We start from the raw sequence: 24,350 nt of genomic DNA, 5'->3' as shown, positions 1-24,350 counted from the left end.
TTGAATATATATTTTAGTTAATATATATTATAGTAACTAAAATATATAGGAATGGCGGTGAATACCGTATGCCTGCACTTAATCAGCTTCAGGAGGACAGGAATCCGCTGAAAGTTTATGGTTCTCGTCTTTGCCGGGGAAATATGGACGCAGCATTAGTGCATGTGTTTGGACATTTACATGTGAAAGGTAATTTAACAACGGCCCGGCTGAAGCTTCTGGGGGAATGCTCCATCGGACGGTCCTGCGCAGCACAAGAGATCACGAGTTTCGGAAGTCTCCGCGTGCAGAGCCTCCAGGCAAAAAAGGTGGTCTCAAACGGGTATTTGTCCGTTACCCGGGACGCAGCCGCAGATGAATTTCAGGCTGATGGCTGTGTGCGGGCCAACAGCTTGTCCTGCGGGAAATCAATACATATCAAGCTGGGTTCCCCATGCAAGGTCAGACACATGATGGCTGAAAGGGAGATTACAGTATCGCCTTCTTCTAAGCTTATAAATGGTCTGATGAGTCCTTTCCGGAGATTACGCTGCGAAACGATTGAAGCTCGCGCTATCACTTTGTACAAGACACAAGCGGACATCGTAAGCGGAGTGAATATTACTGTGGGTCCCGGATGCGTTATTCAAGAAATCCGTTATAGCGGCACTCTTATCGTCCATCCCAAATCACGTGTAGGTAAGACTATTTTAATCCATGAATCCGGAGGTCTTATCAAATGAAACTTACTCTTGACTTCGTGCCCGCTCTGCTGAAATATTCTGCCAAAGGCTGCGTCATTCTTTTCCTGCTGCCCATTCTAAGCACCTGGTTGGCAGGCAGTGCATTATGCGCGGTTATTGCCCCTATAGCTGGTGTTCTACGGACATTCGGTGTCGCCGGTATAGGGATGAACCTAACCCCGTCTTATTCCTTGCCTAACTTTCTCAGTCTGCCATTCAGTTTATGCCTGGCGTTCCTTCTGGCCTTGTCCTTCTATTACACCCGGCGCTTATTGCGGAAATGCATCAGATTTATTCACACCTAATTAACATCCGCCGGCAAAAGTGCTTACAGCAACATAACGTTTAATCGATGGCCACCCGGCTGTTTATTCCTTTCTGCTCTCACAAAACAAGGGGTATTCCCGGCAGCCTTAGTACGGCCCTGGAATACCCCTGTAAATATTCAGGACAACCGGCGTTGCCGGTCATCCTCGTGTTGACCTATCGTAGTTGTCACCCTACGAACGAAGCTCGAAGAGTCTCGCTGTCTTACCTGCCGGCAGCGAGACGCTCAGGCTGCCTTCCGCCGGGTTCCAGCTCCATTCCGATCCATGCGCCTTGGGATAGGCGCAGCGTGCATCCGCTTCCTGTCCCTGCAGCTCCGGAACAGGCAGCTTGATCTCAGCCGCCTCCCCGGCTATCCGCCATACCGCAATATAGCGGATGCCGCCATGGCGCAGGCCGAAGCTGACCCACTCTCCGCTGCTGTCCGGCAGGCCGAGCGGCCAGAAGGCGAACGCCTGCGGAATATGGGCGCGGATGGATTTGTAATAATCCAGCGCCTCCTTCACAAGCAGCCTGCGCCGTGGCGCAAGCTCGGCCAGATGGCCGCTCTGGTGGACGCGGAGCAGCAGCGCATTGACCATGTTGAAGATGACCTCTTCATCATCGCCTTCGCGCAGCGGGTACGACCAGACGGCCGATTGCTCCGGTGTCAGCGCTGCCGGGGAGCCTGCGGCAATGGCCGCATACTGCACATAATCCTCCTGGTCGCTGGTCGACTGGATGCTGTGGCGGCTGAGCATGGCATAGTCCATCCGCATGCCGCCGCTGGAGCAGTTCTCGATCACCAGCTGCGGGTAACGGACGAAGATACTGTCCAGCCAGGCCAGATAGGCCCGGTTATGCTGCAGGAGGCCGTCCCCGAAGCTGTCCGCATCCGTCTCTGTGCCGATCCCGGCGTTGATGTTGTAGTCCATCTTGATATACCCTACGCCATATTCTTCGACCAGCCGGGCAATGACGCCATCGGCATGCTCTATGACCTTCGGGCTGCGGTAATCCAGCTGATACCGGCTGCGGTCCTTCACCCGCTTGCCGTGGCGCATGAAGAACCAGCTGTCATCGGTCTCAGCAAGCTTCGGACTGTTGATCCCCATAACCTCCAGCTCCAGCCACAGTCCGGGAATCATTCCTTTGCTGCGGATATAGTCCAGCACATATTTGATCCCTTCCGGGAACCGCTCGGTCGACGGCTCCCACTGGCCGACACCGTCCCACCATTCTCCGGGGGCATACCAGCCGGCATCGATGCAGAAGTATTCACAGCCGACATCGGCGGCGGCATCAATCAGCGGCAGCAGCTTCTCCGTCGTCGGGCTTCCCCACAGGCAGTTCATGTAGTCATTAAAAATAATCCGCAGCAGCTCATTGTCCTCATTCGGTCTGCGGATAATCCGGCGGTATGCGGTCAGCTGTTCTGTTGCTCCCTGGAAGCCGCCCTGCACAGCGCCTGCAGCAACCGGCACAGAAGTGAACTCTTCGCCCGGGGCCAGCTTCAGCCACCAGTGGTTGTCATGCTCCGTAGGTCCGCTGACCAGCAGCGTAAGCTGGTCGTACTGGTCCGTCAGCTCCCAGTGCCAGGAGCCGTTGTGCTCAATCTGCCAGAACAGGCTTGTCCCGCTCTCCTTGTTCTGCAGCACTGCCATCGGCAGCAGCTCAGCCACCGACCAGGAGCCGGTATTACTGGCGGCAATCCGCTTCGAGCCTCGGTCGGACAGATGAGACATGCCCAGCTCCGGCAGGCTGTAGCTCTTCCACTGTAATTCACTCTGCCAGCCGCTGTGAGCAAGGCTCACTTCGATTTTATCGCCCCGGTCTTTACTGCCCTCTTTATCCACTCCAGTGAGCGCAAAGGAGGAAATATACTCGACCGCAGCATCCGCATCCCCTTCATTGCGCAGCACTGTCCAGGAGCGTACAATCTGCACGCCTGTATAGAACTGATAATGCTGCACTGCCTTCACTCCCGTTAACGGATCAACGAGTGTAATCTCCAGCTTCCGTCCCAGCGGGTTAACCGTATCGCTGTGCCCGCCATACACCATACGCAATCCCGGATACGATGCACGGTGCGTCCGCCCGTGATATTCAGCCCGGTCCTCTCCTGACAGCTGAAGCTCCAGCAGCCTGAAGCCCACCTTGTTCTTATCTTCAATACTCCCCGCTTCCAGCGGCGCCGCGCCGAAATGCAGCAGCCGCACATCCTGTTCCTCCGTAATTTCAATCGTAAGATAAAGTCCGTTCTCGGTAATATCGATCAGCTTGCTGCTCATGTCTAATTTGGCCTCCTGACAAATGATTGTGTCAAATATTGATCTCCTTGGTTTCCCTGTTTCTCGGTCTCCCCTGATTATAAGGTCTTCTCTTGTATTCGTAACTGCTGATTTCTGCGCTGCTGCATAAGTGGCGAAGTAACGGAGGGAGGTTTGGAATTGGAGGAGCGGCAGCGTCCGCCTTTGTCTCCGGATTTCAACCGCTATGAGCGGTATAATCAGGAAATCTGGAGACAACAGCGGCCGGAAATCCAAACATCCCGCAGTTACGTCCAGCCACTGGCCGCCCAGCGCCCTGAAATCGGTGTTACATAAAAAGAAGGCCCCCTCAGTAATAATTCTACTTCGGAGGCCCTCCCGGTACTAAAGCTTTTATTGAGCGGACCCGAATTGAATCCAGGCCTTTTGAATTTCGTCAATCGCTTGATCCTTAGTCTTGCTGCCGCCGATATAAGCCTGCATCAATTCACCGAATTTTTGGTGGAACGTATCCAGCGAGTAGTTCACCGACAGGTCGCCGGATTTCTCGGTTTTCAGGATTTCTTCCATTTCCTTAGGCATTTGCAGGTCAGGCATCGGTGCATCCTTGATTGGAGGAATTACCTTAGCTACAGTGGAGAACCAGCTCTTGCCGTAATCGGAAGTGTACAGCCAGTTGAAGAATTCAATCGTTTCAGCGGCTACAGCAGAATCCTTGTTAATGCGCAGCGCCTGGTCAGCACCGGTGATGATCTGGGACTGCTCAGCTTTGTCGCTGACAGGGTAGCCGGCGATGCCGAGATCAAAGTCTGGAGTGATTTTCTTAATGGCTTCTTCATCCCATGCGCCTTTACCGGTCATGAATGCGGTTTTGCCCAGTGCAAAGTCACTGACTTCAGCATTGCTGTCGCGTTCAAGCGGCTTGTCCGTTCCGTGTTTCACCGTCGTATCAATGAAGTTGAAGAAGTTGTCCTTCAGCACCGGATGATCCGCGAAGGTCGTTTTGCCGGCGATGAAGTCCGCTACGAGTGTCTTAGCGTCGGTACCTGCATCTGTTGCTGCAGCGTCAACGAAGTGCTGGAAGATGTGCTTCCATACCCACCATTCTTTGTAGGCGTTGGCGAATGGCGTGATGCCTTTAGCTTCGAGTTTGGTGATAGCGTCATCCATTTCAGCGGTAGTCTTAGGAACTTCAGTGATGCCGGCATCTGCCAGCAGTTTTTTGTTGTACATCAGGACGAACAGGTTGCCTTTGACCGGAAGTCCCAGCACTTTACCATCCGTGGAGCTCATGTTGGAGCGGACAGCATCCGTCATTGCTGCTGCCAGCGGTTCATTGGTCAGGTCAGCACTGTATTCGGCAAAAGTATCGATATCGCCGCCAGCGGTAGTCTGGAACACGTCAGGCGTGCTGCCTGCGGCAATTTTGGATTTTAACACCGTATTATAGTCAGCCTGCATAATTTCCAGATTGATCGTTACATTGGGCTTAACCTTCTTGTATTCAGCGATGTAGGCGTTGAAAGCGTCTGTGTACTCGGGAGATGCGGTAAACATATTAATCGTGACGGGCTTGGAAGAATCTGTAGCTGTATTCTCGGCTCCATTTGTTCCAGCCGTGTTGTTAGCGGCATTATTGTTGTTGTTCCCGCCGCAACCGGCCAGCAGTCCGCCGACGAGCAGCAGACTCGCAGATAGTGCCATAAATCGTTTTAACATGATGTTGCCCCCTTTTCCTTATGCATCTTGTGGTCTTGCTCATCATTCTAAATAAAAAGAAAAAGGATAAGAATGTACATAAGTGAACTTATGAGGGTAAAAAAGTGTGTTCATGTAACCGTTTCACTTTTCTACCCCAGGCAGCTGCAGCCGGAATTCAGAAGGTGAACAATCATAGTAATTGCGGAACGCCTTGCTGAAATAGTTCTTATCCTTGTACCCCAGCATTTCGGAAATATCCTGAATTTTGAGGCCGGGATCGGACAGCAGTGCTTTGGCCTTGTCCATTCTCACCTTTTGCACATACTCATGAATGCCGTATCCGTACTGCCCCTTGAACAGCTTCATCAAGTATTCTCTGCTCAGGAAATATTTATCCGTGAACATCGATATCTTAATATCCTCAAAATAATGGTTATCAATGTATGCTTTAATATTTTCCAGCACACTGCTGCGGTCTCCGGACAACGTCCGGCTGATCTCTCCGGCATAAACGTCGAATATCTGGTTAAGTACACCCTCAAACTGTTCAAAAGAGGCAAAATCGCTGCGGATGCCCAGGGCATGCAGCCCTTTATCCTTACTGCTGCGGATCTGCGGCGGTACTGCATCCAGCTGGGCGGCGATCTCATTGAGCAGAATAATGAATTCCTGCAGCGTCCTGTCGGCTTCACCCAGCGTGAAATACTCCGCACTCTTCCATTTGGAGACAAACTCGCTGAAAATGCTCCGCGCATGGTTCACGTTACCGCTCTCCAGGCTGCTGCGGATCTGCGGCATCCGTCCGGTCAGGGAGGGATTGTCCTTGGACACCGGCTTCACGGTCGTACTGCCGCTCTGCAGGATCATGCTGTCCTTCATGCTCAGCAGGTCAATCCGGTCCAGTGCCTCTTTGGCCTGCTCATAAGAACCGGCAATACTCAGGAGATCGCTGTACGGATCACCTATTCCGCCGGCACAGACGATGCCGAACAGCTCCTTCAGTGTCGATGCGGCCTTCTTCATATGATGCAGAGACAGAAACGCAGCGTCCGCCCCGTATCCGCCTTTCATCGTAAAGATAGCTATAAACTCCCGCTCCCCCTTGGGACTGGCAAAGCTGAAAGATTCAAACTGTCCGTCACTGTTCTCATTCATTACATTAGTTACGGCAAAATGCAGCAAATCCCGGTCCTCATGAAACCGTTCCTTGCGCACCTGCTCCAGATTGAGCATCCGCAGAATGCCTACAGCGAAATGGCTGGCTGCTCCGTCAGCGCCGATCAGCGGCAGGAAGGCTTCATTGGACTGGGTTTTGAAGCTGCGCTCTATAATGGACAAATACATCTTCTCCTTCAGCTTCGGCAGAGACATATTCAGTGTAATATTGCGGTTGATGAACTCGCTCTCCCGCTTCCGCTTCGCTTCGAGTATGTCCACTGCTTTGCGCAGTGCATGGTTAAGATCGGTCCGGTTGACCGGCTTCAAAAGATAATCCACCACCTTGGAGCGGATCGCCTGGCGCGTATATTCGAAATCATTGTAGCCGCTGATCACAATCAGCAGCAGATCCGGGAACTCCTCCTCGGCGATCTGCAGCAGCTGGGCACCGCTCAGCTCAGGCATTTTCATATCCACCAGCACCAGATCGAATTTCTCCCGGCGCAGCATCTCCAGCCCCGTCTGGCCGTTAGTCGCCTCCAGAACCTGCTCAACGCCCAAGCCCTTCCAGTCTCCCAGAATATTAATTGCTTCGCGCAAGGGCTCCTCATCATCAATAATCAGCACTTTATACATGTTGTCCTACTCCTCCCCGCGGCAGCCGCATATCCATTTGTGTCCCGTGTTCACTGCTGTAAATGGCCAGTCCCGCGTCTTCTCCATATAGGAGCTTCAGCCGGGTGTTAAGATTCTTCAGGCCAATGCTCTCATTGCCGTCCTCTTCCTCCGCATCCGGTTCGCGGTCCTCCCACTGGATCTGCAGCGAGCTCATCACCTGCTCCAGCCGCTCCACACGGATTCCCGGCCCGTCATCCAGCACGGAAATGATACTGCGCTCAGCCGTAACATGCGCCTCAATTCGGATGGTAACCGTAGAAGATACCTTTTCCAGCGCATGCTTGATGCAGTTCTCCACCAGCGTCTGAATCGACAGCTTGGGAATCCTCAGCTCCATCAGGCTTTCATCCCAGTCGTAGACGACCTGCATCCGGCTGCCGAACCGTGCTTTCTGCAGCGCCAGATAACGCTCAATATGCCGCAGCTCTTCCCTGGCCTGCACAACATCCCGCCCGCTGATGCAGTATCTCAGCGTCATGGCCAGATTGTCGACCATCTCGACGATATCATCATTGTTGTTCTTCAGCGCCTTGGTGGAGATGGCCTGCAGCGCATTGTACAGGAAATGGGGATTAATCTCGGCCTCCAGCGCTTTGAGGACCGCGTTTTTTTCAACGATTTTCATTTTATAGCGTTCATTAATCAGTTCATTGGTCTTCTCGACCATCTTATTGAAGTGGCGCGACAGATAGGCGATCTCATCCTTGCCCTCCACCGTTGCCTCGGCATCGAAGCTCCCGGTACTGAAGCGCTTCATCTGCAGCGACAGATTCTTCAGCGGATTCGTAATTCTGTTCGAAGTGACGCTGACCAGCACCACGGACAATACCAGGAACAGCAGGCCGATCGATACATTAAGCTTACGGGTCGTTGTCGCGGCGGCATAGATTTCTGTATACGGAATCGGCTTGACGAGCTTCCAGCCCTCTTTTTGACTGATGTCGTAGATCACCAGGTACTTCTGTTCTTCATCCGACCACGTCACACGCCCGTTCTTCTCCGGTGTCAGCTGGTCCAGCAGCCCTGTCTTCCTGCTTCCCTGATAGAATTCCTTATCGTCCACTGTAAATGGCTCATTATCCGGGCTGATATACATCAGATGCTGGCCGGTGCTGAACGGAATATCCTTCATAATCTCGTCGGTCACCGATGAGTTAAGGTAAAGGGAAAGTACCGCCTGCGGCTCCCTTGAGACAATGGAACGCAGCAGCCGGTGATAGCCCATGAAGACCTTGTCCTTGTTAACAGGATAATCCACACTGCTCTCCGCAGCCGGGACGTCTTCCACAAAAGACTGGTAGGAGCGGTTGAACGGACTCGCCAGAGCACGCTTATACCAGGACAGATTCTCAATCGGCGGATGTTCCGTCACCCGGACGGTAATATTATAGTTCTCTTTGGTGACATAATAATACTTGTGCTCTTTGATCACGTACAGGTACACCGCCTCCAGATCATTGCGGGAGAAATACAGATTCTTCAGATAATCCTCCACATACATCTTGGAGCCGTAGTCCTCTGATTCATGCAGGATGGCATAAGCGAACTCATCATATGAGATTTGCGGCAGGGATAATTGTTCAATTCCGCTTAAATAACTCTCCAGATTACGTCCGACCAGCAGCAGATTGTTGCTGGTGCTCGCAATGCTGTTGTTGACCGATTCCTTGCGCAGCATTCCATAGGAAATGTACGTCAATGAGCTTACCACCAGAATGATGATAATGGTGAACAATAGAATCAGTTTGTTGGCCAGCCTGCGGGAAATGCGCTCCAGCAAAGGCTCAAACAGCTTGTACAGCGCTCGTCTAATCATGTTCTCCGTCTCCCCGCTGCCGGTATCTGGCCCCGGTCTCAGACTCATTTTCATCATCCGGACTCAGTTCACCTTTTTACCCCTAACTGTACTCTTAAATCCATTTTTGAGTATAGGGGTCTGATCTATAATACACAATATAGACTAACCGGAATGGTTATGTGTGGCAAGCCAGGCACAATACTCCCACCCTATAACTCAAGAAGAGGTGCATCCATGTTAAAAACACTCGGCAAAAGATGGCGCGAGAAATTCGAATTCGGAATCTTCACACTCCCGGTTCTGATCTGTATCGCAGTTGCATTCTACATTCCCTTTGCCATGACCATCCGTTATTCGATGACGAAGTGGAACGGGATTTCCAAGCATCCCAAATTCGTCGGACTGGACAACTTCAAACAGATCTTCTCGGGGGATACGAACTTCTCCGATGCGGCCTGGTTCACGATTAAATATGCAATCCTTTACATTGTGATCGTCAACGTGCTGGCGATTCTGCTGGCCGTGCTGCTGGACATGAAGCTGAAGAGCACCTCCTGGCTGAGAGCGGCATTCTTTATCCCTTATATCCTCAGTCTTGTGATTGTCGGCTTCATCTGGAAATTCATCTTCATGCAGGGCTTCAACTCACTGGGTGAGAGCACCGGCTGGGCCATCTTCGACTTAAGCTGGCTCGGGACACCGGGACTGGCGTTCATCTCCATCTTAGGCGTATCCATCTGGCAGTCGATCGGTTTCTATCTGGTCATCTACATTGCCGGTCTGCAGTCTGTGCCGGAAGATCTTAAGGAAGCTGCTACCGTAGACGGCGCTGGACCGATGAGAAGATTCTTCAGCATCACGCTGCCGTTGCTTGCCCCGTCGATTACGATTTCCGTCTTCATGGCATTGACCAACTCGATCAAAGTATTCGACGTCATTCTGTCGCTGACCGGCGGCGGTCCCGGCGGAACCACATACAGCATCGCATATGATATTTACCGGGATACGTTCCAGAACAACCTGTACGGTTACGGTACGGCGAAAGCGCTTATCCTGTTCCTGGCAGTACTTGTCGTGACGATCATCCAGCTGACAGTCTTCAAACGGAGAGAGGTTGAGGCATAATGAAAACAAACAACAACAAGGCCGGCAAGATCATACTGGAAGTTGTTTTGGTCATATTGTCTCTGCTGTTCCTGTATCCGCTGTTCCTGACGATTATTAACTCCCTGAAAAGCTTCAGCGAGGTCATGACCGATGTCATCGCCCTCCCTAAGCATCTGACCTTCAGCAACTACTCCTATGTATGGGAGTTCATCAACTATCCGCGGCTGTTCCTGAACAACTTCATCATTACCGGCGTCGGCCTGCTCGGCATCGTGTTCATCTCCTCCATCGCTGCCTACAAGCTGGCGCGGACCAAATCCAGATGGAGCGGTGTCCTGTACTTCCTGTGCATTATGCCGATGCTGATCCCGTTCCAGTCGATCATGCTGACTGTGCTGCAGACGGCCAAGAACCTGCATCTGTCCGAGAGCACCTGGGGACTGGGCCTCTTGTACTGGGGCTTCGGCGCTCCGCTGGCCGTATTCATCTACCACGGCTTCGTGAAGGGTATCCCTACTGAGATCGATGAAAGCGCGACGATTGACGGCGCTTCCGGCTTCCGCCTGTTCTTCAGCGTCATCTTCCCTTTGCTGAAATCGGTAACCACCACCATCGTCATCATCGATGTGATGTGGATCTGGAATGACTTCCTGCTCCCGCTGCTGATGGTTAACGGCTCGCCGGATACGAAGACATTGACACTGGCCGCCTACACCTTCGTTGGTCAATATACCTCGGACTGGCAGTATGCCATGACCGCCATGGTAATGGCCGTATTGCCATCCATCGTCGTCTTCATCTTCCTGCAAAAGTACATCGTCAAAGGCGTAGTTGCCGGGGCTGTTAAGGGCTGATCCTTGACCCTGCTCCTCCCCCCTCACCCGACGGAGACAAATAAGGCACGGCCTAAGCGGATCGCTTGGGCCGTGCCTTTTGCTGTTGTGCAGGATCTACATATGCGTTTAGTGAGGACGCTGCGTCAGATTTTAATTATTCTCCTTAGCGGTGAAAATCCGGTGACTGCTGCTTCTGAAGTGAGCTTTCCTGCGGAAAGCTTTCAGGCGGCCGTGATCGCTTGTACACAATCGTTCCGTCCTCTCCGCTGTTTAAGCGGGACAAGGTTCTGCAAAACTCTAACAAAAAAAGTAACCCTAACGGGTAAATCGAGCTGAGCTTATGCGGCTTATATGGCCTGTGCAGCTTATGTAAATTTAAGGGCACTAGTGCTCCTCATTTCCTCCTTTAGCTCGCATCCGGGGAATTCAAGGGCACTAATGCCCCTCATTTGCTCCTATGGCTCTCATTCGGGGAATTCAAGGGCACTAGTGCTCCTCATTTCCTCCTTTAGCCCGTATTCAGGCAAATCAAGGGCACTAATGCCCCTCATTTGCTCCTATGGCTCTCATTCGGGGAATTCAAGGGCACTAGTGCTCCTCATTTCCTCCTTTAGCCCGCACTCAGAGAAATCAGAGGGATTTATCCCTTTAGTTTTCCTATTCCGCTCACTTTAGGCTGAATCAGAGGGATTTATCCCTTTGGTTTTCCTATCCTGCCGACTTCTGTGCCTGATCAAGCACAAACTCATCCTTCAAACGGAGCTGCTCTAAATTCCAAAGAAGCTTATCCACAACAGACGAATATCATAATTCCCTATACAGAATAAAAGCCCGCCCGCCGGCAAGGCGTAACGGACTCTATTCTAGTCGCTCAGATGACTTTACTTTATTTCGCTAATAATGGCCTCTTTTTCCTCGTTGCGGACTCAGTACACTTATCCTGCTGTTTCGGGTTCTAAACGGCGGGAAATCAGCGACTTCAGGGCTTCTCTGTCCGTATGGACTGAGAATGCAGCCTTTTGAGTAAAATAACGTCTCTATTGTCCGCATAGCTCCAGCTACTCTCTCCCAGGGCCCGCGCCTTCGTTTGTTTCCCAGTGAAGGCGCGGTAGGTGTCGGTGTCGGTGTTGGTGACGGTGTCGGTGTCGGTGTTGGTGTTGGTGTTGGTGTTGGTGTTGGTGTTGGTGTTGGTGTTGGTGTCAAGTTCGAATGTTACTCATAACCCCTTACCGCCGTCCACCTACTTCTTCCTCTCCAGACATTTGTCCGAGCATTTCTGCTTTTTTCCATGCTCTACTTTTATTCCCTTACTTAATCCGTCCTACATTCTATCTGTTGCATAACACTTCACCGTTCATTGCTCTCTCCTACTCTTATCCACATATTCTCTATATCGATCTTAGCCTTCCGATTAAGTCTCACATCCGCCAACTACTACCGTTTCAGCGCAATCCGGTACACCGGCGTAGCCGTAACACTGTGGAACACGGCGGTGGCTTCACCCTCGAATACCTTCTCTACCGCCATCGCAGCATCAGCGGCCAAAGTTATGCTGCCTGTACGGCGCGGTGTGGTTTCCAGAATGATCTCGCCCCTGCGGAGGACATCACGGAAACGTGACAGGCCGATCTCCCAAGGCAGGCCATTATAAAAGTGGTCATGGAACAGCTGCCCGCCCGCAAAGGCATAGCCCACATTACCGGTATAATCAATGCTCAGCAGCACTTCTCCGGTTCCTTGGAGAACCTCCTCCGGCAGCTGGAGCGCGAGCTTATGGTCATGAAGCCGCCGCGTGGTAAGGGCGATCTCCTTCTGGGGACCCTGCACCTCATAGCTCCGGAACCAGCCTTCCGTCCGTCCGCTGATGGATGCATCAGCCTGCAAAGTGCTCCACTGCGCTTCTGCCACAGCTCCACCGGCATATTCACGGAACGTGAAGGCATTCTGGCCGCTGCTAAGGAATTCAATTCCGTCCGGAGTCTGCACAAGCGGCACCTCCGACAACACTATCCGGCTCTGGCCATTCTCCTCAAGCTCCCACAGGGTTGCTGCTTCCTTGGCACTCATCGCGTAAATCCGTGCTTCTCTGGCTCCGTCACGCTTGATAACGATCATGGACGACACCTGATGCGGAATGAGCATGTTGTAGCTGCTGCCGCTTCCTTCAATTGTTCCGGCATCTGTGGCCACACTGAGAATACCGTCCTGCGCATCCAGCTGGAACTCACCATCCACACCCTCCGGCATCGCGAAGAAATAGGTGACGGCTTCAGCAGATTCCACTGCGGTGACCGGCTGGGCCGTTGCATACTTAAGATTCAGACCGTCAAGTGCAAAGTTAAACGGCAGCAGGAATGAAGCCTTGGGCTTGACGGTCAGCGAACTCCGCTGCGGGAAGCTGATCATCTCTTCCCCAAGCTTAACTTCAAATACAACACCCTCATGCCCATCCATCTCAACATGATCCTGATAATTGTTAACAAACAGGAAGCCGGACTTGCCATCCGTTCGGACAGCATAACGCAGCGTATGGGCATCCTCAGGAGTGACCGCCTCTGCACCTTCCGGAAGCAGGGTTGCCATAGGAGCAAGCCGGTCTGCGAACCGGCGGAGGAAATAATGCAGCGGCCGCAGCAAGCCGTTCGACTCCCGAATCTGTCCGAACTCGCCAATCGGCGCCTGAAAATCATATGTCAGCTTCGGTGTGGTGCTCTCGTTCAGGTAACCTGTTCTGCCCACGGGATTCGTACCGCCATGGAACATATAATACCCGATAAAGTTGCAGCCTCCGGCAAGCTTCATCAGGGTCATGGCCAGTACACTTTCCGGCTCTACCTGGAAGCGGGACAGATACCAGGTCTGCATGCCGCCGCCCATCTCACAGCAGGCAAACGGGTATTTCGTCCGGCTATACGGCGGATTGAACTCGCCTCCCGGCGCCTGATCATCATGGAAATTCACAAATACATATTCAGGTGTCGGCTTCTGGACCTGATTCGGATCGCTGATGCTCCACGGGGTATAGGCATATCCGCCATACAGCGGCAGGACTTCATCTTCCAGGAACGGTGCCTCTCCCCAGCCGGTACTCGTATAGATCGGGGCAATCAGGCCGGAATCCACCGCATACTCCTTGAGCAGGCGCATATGCTCTGAACCCTCCGCACCGCCGATCCCGCCGCTAAGATATTCATCCCCCTGCTTCGCAGTCTGTTCCCAGAGCGCAGCGGCAGCATTGAATTCATTCTCCAGCTGAATGCCGATTACCGGCCCGCCATCCTTGTACATCAGCCCATCAGCCTCCCGGCCAATCTCTGCGAACAATCGTCTTACATAACTCAGGTACCCTTCATCATTGGAGCGGACATCGAATTCCCGCCCGAACAGCCAGTCCGGGAGTCCCCCGTTACGGACCTCGCCATGACAGAACGGACCGACACGCAGGATAACATAGAGCCCGTTATCGTGGCACAGCTCCACAAACTTCCGGAGATCGCGGTTGCCGCTCCAATTAAATTCCCCTTCTATTTCTTCATGATGATTCCAGAAGATATAGGTGGCGATCACATTGATCCCTGACATTTTCATCTGCCGGAGTTCTGTCTCCCAGTCCGCTTCCGGATATCGCGAATAGTGGAACTCGCCGCATATAGCGAAATAAGGCTTGCCGTTCAGCTCCATGTAGTAATTGGTGAAGCTGATCTGGTCACCCTCCGGGTTGCTTCCCCCCAGACGCAGGGTCGACGGATAGATTTCCTTCGGGGCAATATGGGCTTGTATCGTATGCTTCATGTGATTGGCTCCTCTGCAATTTGCTTGTTCTCTTCGTTAATATTTATAAAAAAGCCACCCCAAAGCTATGCTCTGGAGTGGCCCGGAAGCCGTTACATTAGCTTCACCTTTATTGAGCTATTATTTCTGTACTGCCAGGAAGGCATCGATCTGGCTCTGCAGCTCCGTCTGAACCTTGTCAATACCAGCGGATTTCAGCTGTTTGATCAGATCAGCCTGGCCTTTGTCGAGATCATCAATCAAGCCGTATTCCAGCGGAATAGCATAACGCAGCATCACGTTGCCGATGTTGGCTACTTCGTTCTTCACTGGTGTGGAGTCGAAGACGAAGGTTTCAAGCGGGAAATGATAGATGCTGGACTGCCAGCTGTTGAACATGTTGTCTGCTTCCACCGGATACGCCGAATCTTGACGGTTCAGCGGGGAGTTCCAGCCCCAGTTCGAGAAGCCTGTGTAGTTAGCAGCTGCTGGTCCTGCACTGTATTTCTTGTCGCCGTCAGGGATATAGTTGGTTCCGGCAATACCGTACATGGTCAAATCATGAATTTCCTTGTCATTCTGCAGCAGGTCGATCAGCATCAGTGAACGTTCTACGTTCTTGGAAGTCGCATGGATCGCCATACCGTTCTGGGTCGAAATTGCCGCAATTTTCTTCTTGGTTGGAGTAAGGTCAGCAATAGCCAGCTCAACATCCGGCTTGTCACGGCGCATTTCCGTTACATTCGCTGCTACAGTACCCAGGTTCTGAGCGTAGGAGGAAACTTTCTCAGCTTTGATATCCTGCCATACGTCGTTTTTATTGCTGACTACGTTTTTGGACCATACGCCGTTGTCGGCAAGATCCTTGTAGTAGGTAAGCAGCTCTCTGAACTCAGGAGTGTCGTAGATGTTGAAAATTTTGCCGGTTGCATCATCCAGCTTATAAGCCAGCGGCAGCAGGTTAGCGTCTACCAGGTTCCAGTCATTGTTCTGCTCCAGCGTAGCCTGGTCAAGCTCATGCCATTTCCAGCCGTCGGCAGGTTTGGCACCGTATGCGGTAATTCCAGTTTCTTCTTTGGCAACCGTTTTCAGATAAGTAGCATAGGATTCAAGGCTGTTGATTTCAGGAAGATTGTATTTCTTGCGCAGATCCTCACGGTACAGAACCACTTTGTCGGTAACCTCAACGTTGTTGTTAGGAACCATGTAGAGCTTGCCGTCTACTTTAGCCTGCTCCCAGTTTACTTTAGGCATAGCTTCCCAGGTTTGCGGCATGTACTTTGACAGCAGATCGTCCGTCAGCTCAAGGAAGCCGCCCTTGAGCGCCTGATCATTATAGAGAGCCCAGTTGGCTGTATACACAAGGTCAAAATCTTCATTAGCCGCAAATTTCAGCGGATACTTCTGTGTCCAGTCCGACCAGTCGAGGAATTCCGTTTCTACGGTAGCATTGATTTTTTCTTTCAATTTCGTGTTCAGCTCTCCGAACACCTTATCGTAATCCCCCGGCTGTCCGCCGATCAGCAGCATCTTCAGCTTCACTTCTTTGGAAGTGTCCGGAGCGCCGGAATTCGCTGCTGCTCCTTCTGTTGCGGTTGCCGGAGCATTCGTAGCCTCTGCACCTGTATTTGCGTTGTTATTGCCGCCGCATGCACTGAGAATGGTACCCAGTGCCATCATTGTTGCCAGCGTAACTGTAAGTTTCTTTGTCTTATTTTTCATGACCGATGTTTCCCCCTAATTCAATAGTATTGGGTTTATATTGATAACCAGGTTTCCCTGTGATCATCCTTTGACTGCACCAATCGTAAGTCCGGTTACAAAATATTTCTGGATGAACGGATAAGCAAGCAGGATAGGTCCTGTAGCCACAATGGTCATGGCCATCTTCAAGCTCTCCGTAGGCAGATCCGTATTTACAACTGCACCGGAAGCCATCATCGCCTTGCGCATGCCATCCATATTGCCGAGCATTTTGTAGAGGTAGTACTGCAGCGGCATGAGCTCTGATTTGGAGATAAACAATAGTGCGTTATACCAGTCATTCCAGTAGGCCAGGGCAATGAACAGACCAATGGTAGCCAGAGCCGGCTTGGACAAAGGAACAATCAGCTGCATGAAAATCCGGAAATCGCCTGCGCCGTCAATCTTGGCGGATTCTGTAATGGCATCCGGGATGCTGCTCATGAACGATTTCATGACGATAATGTAGAACACGTTCATCAGCAAAGGCAGGATCAGCACCAGCAATGTATCTTTAAGATGCAGATAGTTGACAATCATCAGGTACCAAGGGACCAGACCGCCGCTGAACAGTGTAGTGAAGAAGAAGAAGAAGGAGAAGCGGCCGCGCCATTTGAAATCTCTCCGGGACAGCACATAGGCTGTCATTGAAGTCAGGAACAATCCGAACAATGTTCCGATGGCGGTTACGGATATGGTTATGCCATAAGCTCTGAGCATTTCCTCCGGATACTTGAACAGCAGGCTGTAGGCCTCTGTGGAGAACGCGGACGGGAAGAGCTGGAACCCTTTTTCGATAATCGTGCTCTCCTCACTCAGAGAGGAGGACACGACCAGAATGAAGGGGAAGATACAGAATATAGCGAGCACAGTAAGCATCACATAGCCGATGATGGCCAGTATCATCTTATCCTTATTGCCGCGCTTCCGGCTAACTTCCGGAGTTTTCAAGTTTGCAGTAGTTGAACTCATTTAGTATGACCTCCTTTTCCTAGAATAGAGCACGATCCTTATCATATTTGCGTACTGCATAGTTAGCCAGCATGATGGTTACGAAACCAAGCAGTGACTGATAGAAGCCGGCCGCAGCAGACATCCCGATCTCATTGGAAGTGGTCAGTGAGCGGAACACGAAGGTGTCGATGACGTCGGTTGATGAGAACAGCAGGCCGTTGTTGCCGACCATATTGTAGAACATCCCGAAATCACCGCGGAAGACGTTACCGATAGCCAGCAGCACCAGAATAATAACCGTAGGCATCAGGTTCGGAACCGTGATCTTCATAATACGCTGGAAAATATTCGCCCCGTCAATCTCAGCCGCTTCGTACATTTCAGTATCAATGCTGGTGATGGCTGCAAGATACATGATTGTACCATAGCCCAGCGTCTTCCAGGCGGATACGACCACCAGGATTACCGGCCAGTAGGCAGCGGTATTATAGATGTCCACCGGCTGCATGCCGAGTCCCTTCAGCAATACGTTAATGGTACCTACGTCGAAGTTGAACAGGTTGTAGGCAATGGCTCCAACCACAACCCAGGAAATGAAGTAAGGCAGGAACAATACCGTCTGGGTAATTTTCCGGAACCATTTGCCGGCAACCTCGAACAGCAGGATAGCCGCGCAGATCTGAATCACGTTGTTCACAACGATAAAAGCAATATTGTACAGCGCTGTGTTTCGTGTTACGCGCCAGGCGTCACCAGAATTGAAGAAGAATTTAAAGTTGTCCCATCCGTTCCAGGGGCTGCCGAAGACCCCGCCGGTGTAGTCGTATTGCTTAAACGCCAGTATAATGCCTGACATCGGAATATAAGCAAAGAGCAGGAAGAACAATACCGCCGGTACAAGCATGAGGAGCAAGGATCTGTACTTCTTCACATCATCCCAGAATCCATGTTGTTTCTGTTTCATCTTGAATCCCCTTTCCATCAATCCCTTTTCTCTATAGCTTTATTATAAAGAAGCGCTTTCCTGGTGTGGATTAAGCCTAGCAACTAAAACTAATACTTTTTCAACGATCGGTTAATATATACCATTCCCCAAAAACAAAAAAAACGTTGCCTCCGGATTGATAACCCGGACTGGCAACGTTTGGCAGACTATATTTTCTGTTTCTTGCGGTACTCTCCCGGCGTCATGCCTGTGATCTGCTTAAACTGCCGGTTGAAATAGATAATGTTCTTGTAGCCCATGCGCTCGGCAATCTCATAGATTTTGAGTGTCGGATCACCCAGCAGCTCGAATACCCGGCCCGTCTTGCGCTCATTCACGAATTCACTGAAAGGAAGCCCGTATTCTTCCTTGAACAGATAACCCAAATAGTTCGGTGTGAAGTCGAAATGGGCGGCTACCTCCTTCAGGGTAATCTTCTTCTCCAGATTCTCCTCCACATAGTTCATAATCTCATCGATCAGCTTACGCTTCTGCCGCTGCCGCTTCACATACAGCAGCTCCGACAGCTCGAAGAATCTGCGCCGCATCCAGGACAGAATATCGTGGATCGTCTCGAACTGGAACAGAATATCCGGCTGATGGGATTCCCATTGCAGCAGCTCATACAGGTTCTCGTTCTGCTGCTGCAGATCCGCATGCAGCTTGGAGGTGATGCGGATAATCAGCTCATAGACATCCTTCTTGCCGGCACTCGTGAACAGCTCCAGCAGCTGGTCGTCGATGGCCACCAGATCATATTGAATGATCGCCTCCAGCAGCTTCACCACTGTCTGTTCGATCCGGGCACCCGGCGTCCCGCGCGGCGAAGACTCCATGTTATCCCGGATCAGCCGGTTCTTCCCGAGCAGCCACTTCGCGCTGAGGGCGGCCTGTGCCTGCTGGTAGGATTCGTGCAGTCCCGTTTCATCCTGGGCATATCGTCCGACACCGATGGTTAACGTGCAGGGGGAAGACTCCGCCATCTTGCGGATTAGCTCATCCAGCAGATTCAGGAAGCTGTCCTGCGGAAGGCTGCAGAGAATGACAAACCGGTGATGATGGACAGGAATCAGCGTGCCCAGCTTGCCATCCTCCACGAAGGATTTAATCAATCCGGCCATTTGCCGCGTCTTCACGCGGGCATCCTCCTCGGACAGATCCCGCATTTTCCATTCCAGATCATCGATCTCGACAAGTGCTGCAGCCGCCCCTTTCACCAGAAGCGGAGTGAGGGCACTGCGCAAATGCGGCTCAGCGGGTTCAGGAGAAGGCTCCTCGAACCAGCGCAGGATAAGCTCCTTGTTCACAAGGGACAAGGCTTCGCTGAAGGAACGGTTCTGCTCCCTCTCCTTCTCCATAGCTGCGCACAGAGAATCCAGCATGTCGTACAAATCCTTATCCTCAACGGGCTTCAGCAAATAGCCGGAGGCATTGATCTCAATAGCCTCCTTGGCATAGCTGAAATCCTCATGGCCGCTGATGAAGACGATTTTGACCTTGGGATGGATGACCTTAGCCCTGCGTGCAAACTCCGTTCCGGTCATAATGGGCATCCGTATATCTGACAGGATAATGTCGATCCGCTCCTGCTCCATAATCTTAAGCGCATTGAAGCCGCTGTTCGCCGTTCCTACTACTGCAATATCGAGCGGGCTTGCCAGCACTCTGCGCCGCAGCCACTCCAGATCAACAGCTTCATCATCTACCAGCAATACATTGATACTCATCGCAATCATTTCCTCCTGTGCTTATACAAGATGCTCTGCCCCATAACGGGTCAGCGGCATTCCTCATAGGTCCTCGTGATCCTGAAGCCCGGCAGGGAGAAGCAGCTGAACGGTTGTTCCTCCTCCGTAGAAGCTGGCAATCGTCACACCGTACGCGTCACCGTATCTGAGCTTGATCCGCTCATTGACGTTCTTCACCCCATACCCGCCGGACTGTCCCTTGCCCTGCATCATTCTTTTAACGACCTCCGGACGCATGCCGATTCCATTGTCGATGATCTTCAGCTCAATATTGCTGCCGACTCTCCGTCCTGTCAGACGGATGGCAATCGACTCGCCAAACCAGGCATGCTTGAAGATATTCTCCACAAAAGGCTGCAGCACCAGCTTAATAACCTGCATTTGCATAATCTCCTCATCCACATCAACATACAGAGTGAATGCATCCGCATATTTGACCCGCTGGATTTCCAGGTAAGTCGCCACCTGCTCCAGCTCCTTCTCCAGTTCAATGTACACATTGCCCTGGTTCAGCGTCAGCCGGTAGAAACGCGACAGTCCCTGGACCATCTCCGTGACCTTGCCGATTTCGCCCAGATTGGCCAGGCTGCTTATCGTGGAGAGCGTATTATAGAGGAAATGCGGATTAATCTGCGCCTGCAGGGCTTCCAGCTCTGCCTGCTTCTTCTGTATCCCCTGCACATATACGCTGTTGATCAGCCCCTGAATGTTGGCGGCCATATCATTGAAGGAGTCGGCAATCTGCACAAATTCATCGTTGCCGGAGAATCGGATCCGCTTCTGGAAGTTCCCTTCCTGAAAGGAACGGACCAACCCTACAATCCGGCTCATCTTGCGGCCGGAGATACGCGCCACCAAGAAACCGATCAAGGTCATGACCAGGAAGCTGAGTGAACAGACTGCAATAATGACTTTGCGCAGACGGCCGGCATCCTGGGTCAGATACTTTTGCGGAACCATGGCTTCAATGACGAAATTGCTGCCGGGAATCTCCTCATGCAGACTGAGAAAATTCTCCCGTCCGCCCTTATAATCGGCCGTTCCGCGCTGGAACAGGATGGCTCCGGATGTATCCTCTACCAGCCGCAGGGTAATTCCTTCTTCCACGGGAAAGGTATCAAAACCGCCAAATAGATCCTCCAGGGAGACCGTAATGCGTACATAGCCGATCAAGGTCTTGTAATCGCTGAAGTTAACGAGTCTGCGGACATGCGAGAGATTGCCCAGCTTCTGGTCGGTATCGATCTGCAGCCATAGATTATCGCGCTTCGAATCCTTAAGCGACTGGTACCATTCACTGCCTGCGATCTCGTCCAAAGACAGAATATAGTAGTCGCTGTCATAGATCGGCTCCTCCAGATTGTCTCCGGAAACAATCTGGATATCGCTGTTCGGCGTATAGAGCATGAAGCGGATCTTATTCCCGAACAGCTGCAGCGGTGCTGTAATCTGGGGCACGATCTCATCGATCATTGCCAGATAAATCTCAAACGGTGTTCCCTTCAGCTCCAGCGCACGCTGGAACGGCTGGCTGCCGAACAGGTTGTCCGACATCCGCTGAATTTCATCCATCTGATAGCGGATATTGTTCCTTGCCTGCTCCATTCCCGTCTTGATATTGGACTCGGCCATTTCCGTTCTCGAATCTGTCAGCATGGAATAAGAAATGTAGCCGATGAACACATCGGTCAGCAGGACCAGCAGCAGGTAGGGAATCATCATTTTATAAGTGAAAGGCATGTATTTCTTCAGTTTAGGCATCATTCGCGGGACATCCTCTGCATGGAATTCGTTATTTATATATAAAATGCACCTAAGAAATTACGTAAGGCTCAGTCGTCACTGCGGTGAATATTTGGACTTCCGGCCGCTGTTGTCTCCAGATTTCTCAAATTATACCGCTGTTCGCGGTGGAAATCCGGTGACAAAGGCGGTCGCTACCGCTCCTACAGTTCCAAAATCCCCCTTCGTTCCTTCTCGCTTTGTTATCTTCATTGGTTCATCTTATATATTATCGTTCCACCCGCCGGAAATAAATAGCCGCTCCAGAAGTTCACTTCGCGCCTTATGATTATTCGGCAGTCACCTGCAGCACCACTTCCGCAGAGGCCAGTCCCGTGGACACAGCCCGTACCTGAATGGAGCCGGCTTCATGCGACGCCTGGATCAAGGCCAGACACCAGCCGTTGAACGCACGCCGCAGCGGAGACTTATCCGGCTCATGACTGCTTGGATTTCCGTTGCCTAAGCCGAGCAGAGCTCCGGCTCCCGTCACTTCAAACCGGATCTCGTTATCGGCTGTGGGTACGACGTAGCCGTACTTATCCAGGACAGCCACGCGGACCGGAATCGTATCACTGCCATCCGCCCGGCCCGCCAGCCGGTCAGGGAATAATGCGATCTGATGCGGCTGGCCAGCTGTGACTACAGCATTCTCGGCAATGGCAACACCGCCTCGTTTGCCGATAGCCTGTAGCTCCCCGGGCTCATAGATGACTTCCCATGATAAATACCCGTTCCTATCCACCTGCTGCTCACCCAGACTTCTGCCGTTCAGGCTCAGCTCCACCGTCTCCGTGTTAGAGAATACGCGCACCTCGACCGGCTTACCCTCTGAACCCGGCCAGTTCCAATGCGGCAGCACATGAACCATCGGCTCGTCCTTCCATACCGCCTGCATATAATAATAGCTGTCTTTGGGGAATCCGCAGGTGTCCATCAGCCCAAAATGCGAGTTGATGCACGGCCAGAGATAAGGGGTCGGCTCCCCCCGGTAATCAAATCCGGTCCACATGAAGACGCCGGTCAAAAAGCGGTGATTCACCAGATCATTCCACGCCTGCTGCGGGGTGCAGCCCCAGGAAGGAATGTTCGTGCCGTATTCGGAACAGTAGCCCTTGACCGGATCATCTTCATAAATTCCCCGGGTTGCGGTGTAACTGGCACATTCACTGCCGATCATCAGCCGCTCCGGATATAGCCCGTGGTCACGGATGTCGATATTATGGGTATCCCGGTGTCCATAATTGTAGCCGGTAATCTCTACCACATCGTTATAGCCATTCTCGTTCCAGCCATGGTTCATCGCCGCAGAGGTCGGGCGGGTTGGATCAATCCGGCGGGTCCGATCCGCGAGCGTCTTCAGTATCCGGGCACCTGTCACGGTACCTTCAAGAACCTCCTCATTCTCCAGGTTCCAGATGATGACACAGGGGTGATTCCGGTCCCGGTAGAGCATCCGCTCCAGGTGGCTCAGGCCCTCCGGGCTGCTGTCGAGCTTGCGGTTCTCATCCATCACCAGTATCCCCATCCGGTCACACATATCCAGCAGCTCGGGAGTCGGCGGATGATGGGCACTGCGGTAGGCGTTAGAGCCCATCTCCTGCAGCAGTCTAAGCTTGTATTCGATCAGGCTGTCCGGCAGCGCTACGCCAACACCGGCGAAATCCTGATGGTTGCAGGTGCCTTTGATTAACAGCGGTTCTCCGTTCAGGAAGAACCCTTCCTCCGCATCGAAGCGGATGCTGCGGATGCCGAACACGGTCTCGTACCGGTCAAGCTCGTTCCCATTATAGATAACAACCGATTCCGCCCTGTACAAATACGGCGATTCAATACCCCATAGCATAGGCTGCTCCACCTCAAAGCTCTGCTCCAGCTCCGTCTCAGCATGCCAGTCTGCAAAGGCATCTGCCGAATCCGCACAGATCTGCATTCCATCCGCATCATAGATCACCGTGCGCAGGGATACCGGCATGCCCTCAGTATAATCATTGCGGAGGCGTGTACGGATGCTGACAACTGCCTTTTCTTTGGCAACTTCAGGTGTGGTAATATAGGTGCCGTATTCGGCTACATGCAGGCGGTCCGTATTCTCCAGCCAGACATGACGGTAAATGCCGCAGCCCTCATACCACCAGCCTTCACATTCGGTAGCATCAACTTTGACCAGAATGACATTACTGCCCTCTCCGCCATAGCGGAGAACATCCGACAGATCATAACTGGAGCCAATATATCCGCCATGATGAGAGCCGATCAGATGCCCATTAACCCACACCGTAGCAGTACCTGACACTCCATCGAAATGAACCGTCCACTTACTGCCCGCAGCGTCTGCCGGAAGCTCAAAGGTCTTGCGGTAGAAGCCGGTTCCGCCCGGCAAATAACCATGGCTGCCGTCCCTTGCGCCAAGTTGTCCATCCTGAACATACTGCTGCTCCACACACCAGTCATGCGGCAGGCTGAGTGCGGTCCATTCCAGCTGCTGCTCCCCCATCCCTTTATCGTTAAAAGCGATATCCAGCCACTCGCCCTCCCGGAGAGCGCCCGTATCTGTAATACCGCCTGTCATCCCACCCTTGACTGCATAAGGAATCTGGAGCTCCCCTTTATAAAAGCCCCAGTTCTCATCAAACTTAACTTTGCTTCTAACAGTTCCGGTTCCCACTTCTAGCCATACCTCCTTGATGATGAACTAATATTCATATTGTAGAGTAGATTAGCTGCACGCCGTTAGTACAATGCTAATAATGAATAGCACAAAATGAATATCACCCGGTTCCATAACAAA

The 24,350-nt window shown here is 52.0% G+C and carries 17 protein-coding genes; 5 read left to right on the top strand and 12 right to left on the bottom strand.

The features are described 5' to 3' along the window. Positions 1 to 143 precede the first annotated feature (143 nt). Both PBOR_RS10915 and PBOR_RS10910 read left to right on the top strand, forming a co-directional pair. A complete protein-coding gene (locus tag PBOR_RS10915) occupies positions 144 to 722 on the top strand; it encodes a hypothetical protein (protein WP_157764011.1) in 579 nt (192 codons plus the stop codon). Beyond that, on the top strand, positions 719 to 1,027 hold the full coding sequence (locus tag PBOR_RS10910) for a hypothetical protein (protein ID WP_042211694.1): 309 nt from the start codon (positions 719 to 721) through the stop codon (positions 1,025 to 1,027). Before PBOR_RS10915 ends, PBOR_RS10910 begins: the two co-directional genes overlap by 4 nt. Before the next feature lie 195 nt (positions 1,028 to 1,222). On the opposite strand, the gene PBOR_RS10905 is transcribed toward PBOR_RS10910, so the two are convergent. After that, positions 1,223 to 3,319, bottom strand: a complete 2,097-nt coding sequence (locus PBOR_RS10905; RefSeq protein ID WP_042211693.1) for a glycoside hydrolase family 36 protein — start codon at positions 3,317 to 3,319, stop codon at positions 1,223 to 1,225. A gap of 159 nt (positions 3,320 to 3,478) precedes the next feature. Here PBOR_RS10905 and PBOR_RS37365 point away from each other — a divergent pair, with 159 nt between their 5' ends. After that, positions 3,479 to 3,634, top strand: coding sequence for a hypothetical protein (locus tag PBOR_RS37365; RefSeq protein WP_167549507.1), 156 nt, complete (start codon positions 3,479 to 3,481; stop codon positions 3,632 to 3,634). Between the two features lie 57 nt (positions 3,635 to 3,691). Here the strand turns inward: PBOR_RS37365 and PBOR_RS10900 are convergent, their stop codons facing one another. The 3 genes from PBOR_RS10900 to PBOR_RS10890 form a co-directional block, all read right to left on the bottom strand. Continuing rightward, positions 3,692 to 5,017 carry an ABC transporter substrate-binding protein gene (locus PBOR_RS10900; RefSeq protein WP_042211692.1) on the bottom strand — a complete coding sequence of 442 codons (1,326 nt, stop codon included), beginning with the start codon at positions 5,015 to 5,017 and terminating at the stop codon, positions 3,692 to 3,694. A 123-nt stretch (positions 5,018 to 5,140) separates the two neighbouring features. Next, the gene (locus PBOR_RS10895; RefSeq protein ID WP_042211691.1) at positions 5,141 to 6,793 is read right to left on the bottom strand and encodes a response regulator; all 1,653 of its coding nucleotides are present in this window, start codon (positions 6,791 to 6,793) and stop codon (positions 5,141 to 5,143) included. Beyond that, positions 6,786 to 8,651 (bottom strand): sensor histidine kinase, encoded by a 1,866-nt coding sequence (locus PBOR_RS10890; RefSeq protein WP_042219232.1) that lies wholly within the window; start codon positions 8,649 to 8,651, stop codon positions 6,786 to 6,788. Before PBOR_RS10890 ends, PBOR_RS10895 begins: the two co-directional genes overlap by 8 nt. Positions 8,652 to 8,867: 216 nt before the next feature. On the opposite strand from PBOR_RS10890, the gene PBOR_RS10885 reads away from it, so the two are divergent. Then, entirely contained in the window at positions 8,868 to 9,758 is an 891-nt protein-coding gene (locus PBOR_RS10885; protein ID WP_042135351.1) for a carbohydrate ABC transporter permease, read from the top strand. Continuing rightward, a complete protein-coding gene (locus PBOR_RS10880; protein ID WP_042211690.1) occupies positions 9,758 to 10,594 on the top strand; it encodes a carbohydrate ABC transporter permease in 837 nt (278 codons plus the stop codon). The genes PBOR_RS10885 and PBOR_RS10880 overlap by 1 nt, the downstream gene beginning before the upstream one ends. Before the next feature lie 876 nt (positions 10,595 to 11,470). Here PBOR_RS10880 and PBOR_RS37555 read toward each other — a convergent pair. The 8 genes from PBOR_RS37555 to galA all read right to left on the bottom strand — a co-directional run bounded on the left by PBOR_RS37555 (position 11,471) and on the right by galA (position 24,227). Next, on the bottom strand, positions 11,471 to 11,779 hold the full coding sequence (locus PBOR_RS37555) for a hypothetical protein (protein ID WP_081971993.1): 309 nt from the start codon (positions 11,777 to 11,779) through the stop codon (positions 11,471 to 11,473). A 231-nt stretch (positions 11,780 to 12,010) separates the two neighbouring features. Then, positions 12,011 to 14,368: a beta-galactosidase gene (locus PBOR_RS10875; RefSeq protein ID WP_042211689.1), complete on the bottom strand. Its 2,358-nt coding sequence runs from the start codon at positions 14,366 to 14,368 to the stop codon at positions 12,011 to 12,013. A gap of 120 nt (positions 14,369 to 14,488) precedes the next feature. Beyond that, positions 14,489 to 16,069 carry an ABC transporter substrate-binding protein gene (locus tag PBOR_RS10870; RefSeq protein WP_042211688.1) on the bottom strand — a complete coding sequence of 527 codons (1,581 nt, stop codon included), beginning with the start codon at positions 16,067 to 16,069 and terminating at the stop codon, positions 14,489 to 14,491. A 63-nt stretch (positions 16,070 to 16,132) separates the two neighbouring features. Continuing rightward, complete coding sequence (locus tag PBOR_RS10865; protein ID WP_042211687.1) at positions 16,133 to 17,062, bottom strand: carbohydrate ABC transporter permease; 930 nt, start codon at positions 17,060 to 17,062, stop codon at positions 16,133 to 16,135. Between the two features lie 19 nt (positions 17,063 to 17,081). Then, a complete protein-coding gene (locus PBOR_RS10860) occupies positions 17,082 to 18,008 on the bottom strand; it encodes an ABC transporter permease (RefSeq protein ID WP_042211686.1) in 927 nt (308 codons plus the stop codon). Between the two features lie 188 nt (positions 18,009 to 18,196). Beyond that, positions 18,197 to 19,756, bottom strand: a complete 1,560-nt coding sequence (locus PBOR_RS10855; RefSeq protein WP_042211685.1) for a response regulator — start codon at positions 19,754 to 19,756, stop codon at positions 18,197 to 18,199. Positions 19,757 to 19,819: 63 nt separating this feature from the next. Then, complete coding sequence (locus tag PBOR_RS10850; protein ID WP_042211684.1) at positions 19,820 to 21,541, bottom strand: sensor histidine kinase; 1,722 nt, start codon at positions 21,539 to 21,541, stop codon at positions 19,820 to 19,822. Between the two features lie 307 nt (positions 21,542 to 21,848). Next, positions 21,849 to 24,227, bottom strand: a complete 2,379-nt coding sequence (gene galA / locus PBOR_RS10845) for a beta-galactosidase GalA (RefSeq protein ID WP_042211683.1) — start codon at positions 24,225 to 24,227, stop codon at positions 21,849 to 21,851. Positions 24,228 to 24,350: the final 123 nt, after the last annotated feature.

It is taken from the genome of Paenibacillus borealis (assembly GCF_000758665.1).
In the GTDB taxonomy this organism is placed as follows: Bacteria; Bacillota; Bacilli; order Paenibacillales; family Paenibacillaceae; genus Paenibacillus_AQ; species Paenibacillus_AQ borealis.
The sequence above is the reverse complement of the archived record's forward strand: the minus strand, read 5'-3'. Positions and strand labels throughout refer to the sequence as shown.

Coding starts and splice junctions, on each gene's coding strand:
- PBOR_RS10915 (WP_157764011.1), top strand. CDS start 144: ATGGACGCAGCATTAGTGCATGTGTTTGGACATTTACATGTGAAAGGT.
- PBOR_RS10910 (WP_042211694.1), top strand. CDS start 719: ATGAAACTTACTCTTGACTTCGTGCCCGCTCTGCTGAAATATTCTGCC.
- PBOR_RS10905 (WP_042211693.1), bottom strand. CDS start 3,319: ATGAGCAGCAAGCTGATCGATATTACCGAGAACGGACTTTATCTTACG.
- PBOR_RS10900 (WP_042211692.1), bottom strand. CDS start 5,017: ATGTTAAAACGATTTATGGCACTATCTGCGAGTCTGCTGCTCGTCGGC.
- PBOR_RS10895 (WP_042211691.1), bottom strand. CDS start 6,793: ATGTATAAAGTGCTGATTATTGATGATGAGGAGCCCTTGCGCGAAGCA.
- PBOR_RS10890 (WP_042219232.1), bottom strand. CDS start 8,651: ATGATTAGACGAGCGCTGTACAAGCTGTTTGAGCCTTTGCTGGAGCGC.
- PBOR_RS10885 (WP_042135351.1), top strand. CDS start 8,868: ATGTTAAAAACACTCGGCAAAAGATGGCGCGAGAAATTCGAATTCGGA.
- PBOR_RS10880 (WP_042211690.1), top strand. CDS start 9,758: ATGAAAACAAACAACAACAAGGCCGGCAAGATCATACTGGAAGTTGTT.
- PBOR_RS10875 (WP_042211689.1), bottom strand. CDS start 14,368: ATGAAGCATACGATACAAGCCCATATTGCCCCGAAGGAAATCTATCCG.
- PBOR_RS10870 (WP_042211688.1), bottom strand. CDS start 16,069: ATGAAAAATAAGACAAAGAAACTTACAGTTACGCTGGCAACAATGATG.
- PBOR_RS10865 (WP_042211687.1), bottom strand. CDS start 17,062: ATGAGTTCAACTACTGCAAACTTGAAAACTCCGGAAGTTAGCCGGAAG.
- PBOR_RS10860 (WP_042211686.1), bottom strand. CDS start 18,008: ATGAAACAGAAACAACATGGATTCTGGGATGATGTGAAGAAGTACAGA.
- PBOR_RS10855 (WP_042211685.1), bottom strand. CDS start 19,756: ATGAGTATCAATGTATTGCTGGTAGATGATGAAGCTGTTGATCTGGAG.
- PBOR_RS10850 (WP_042211684.1), bottom strand. CDS start 21,541: ATGATGCCTAAACTGAAGAAATACATGCCTTTCACTTATAAAATGATG.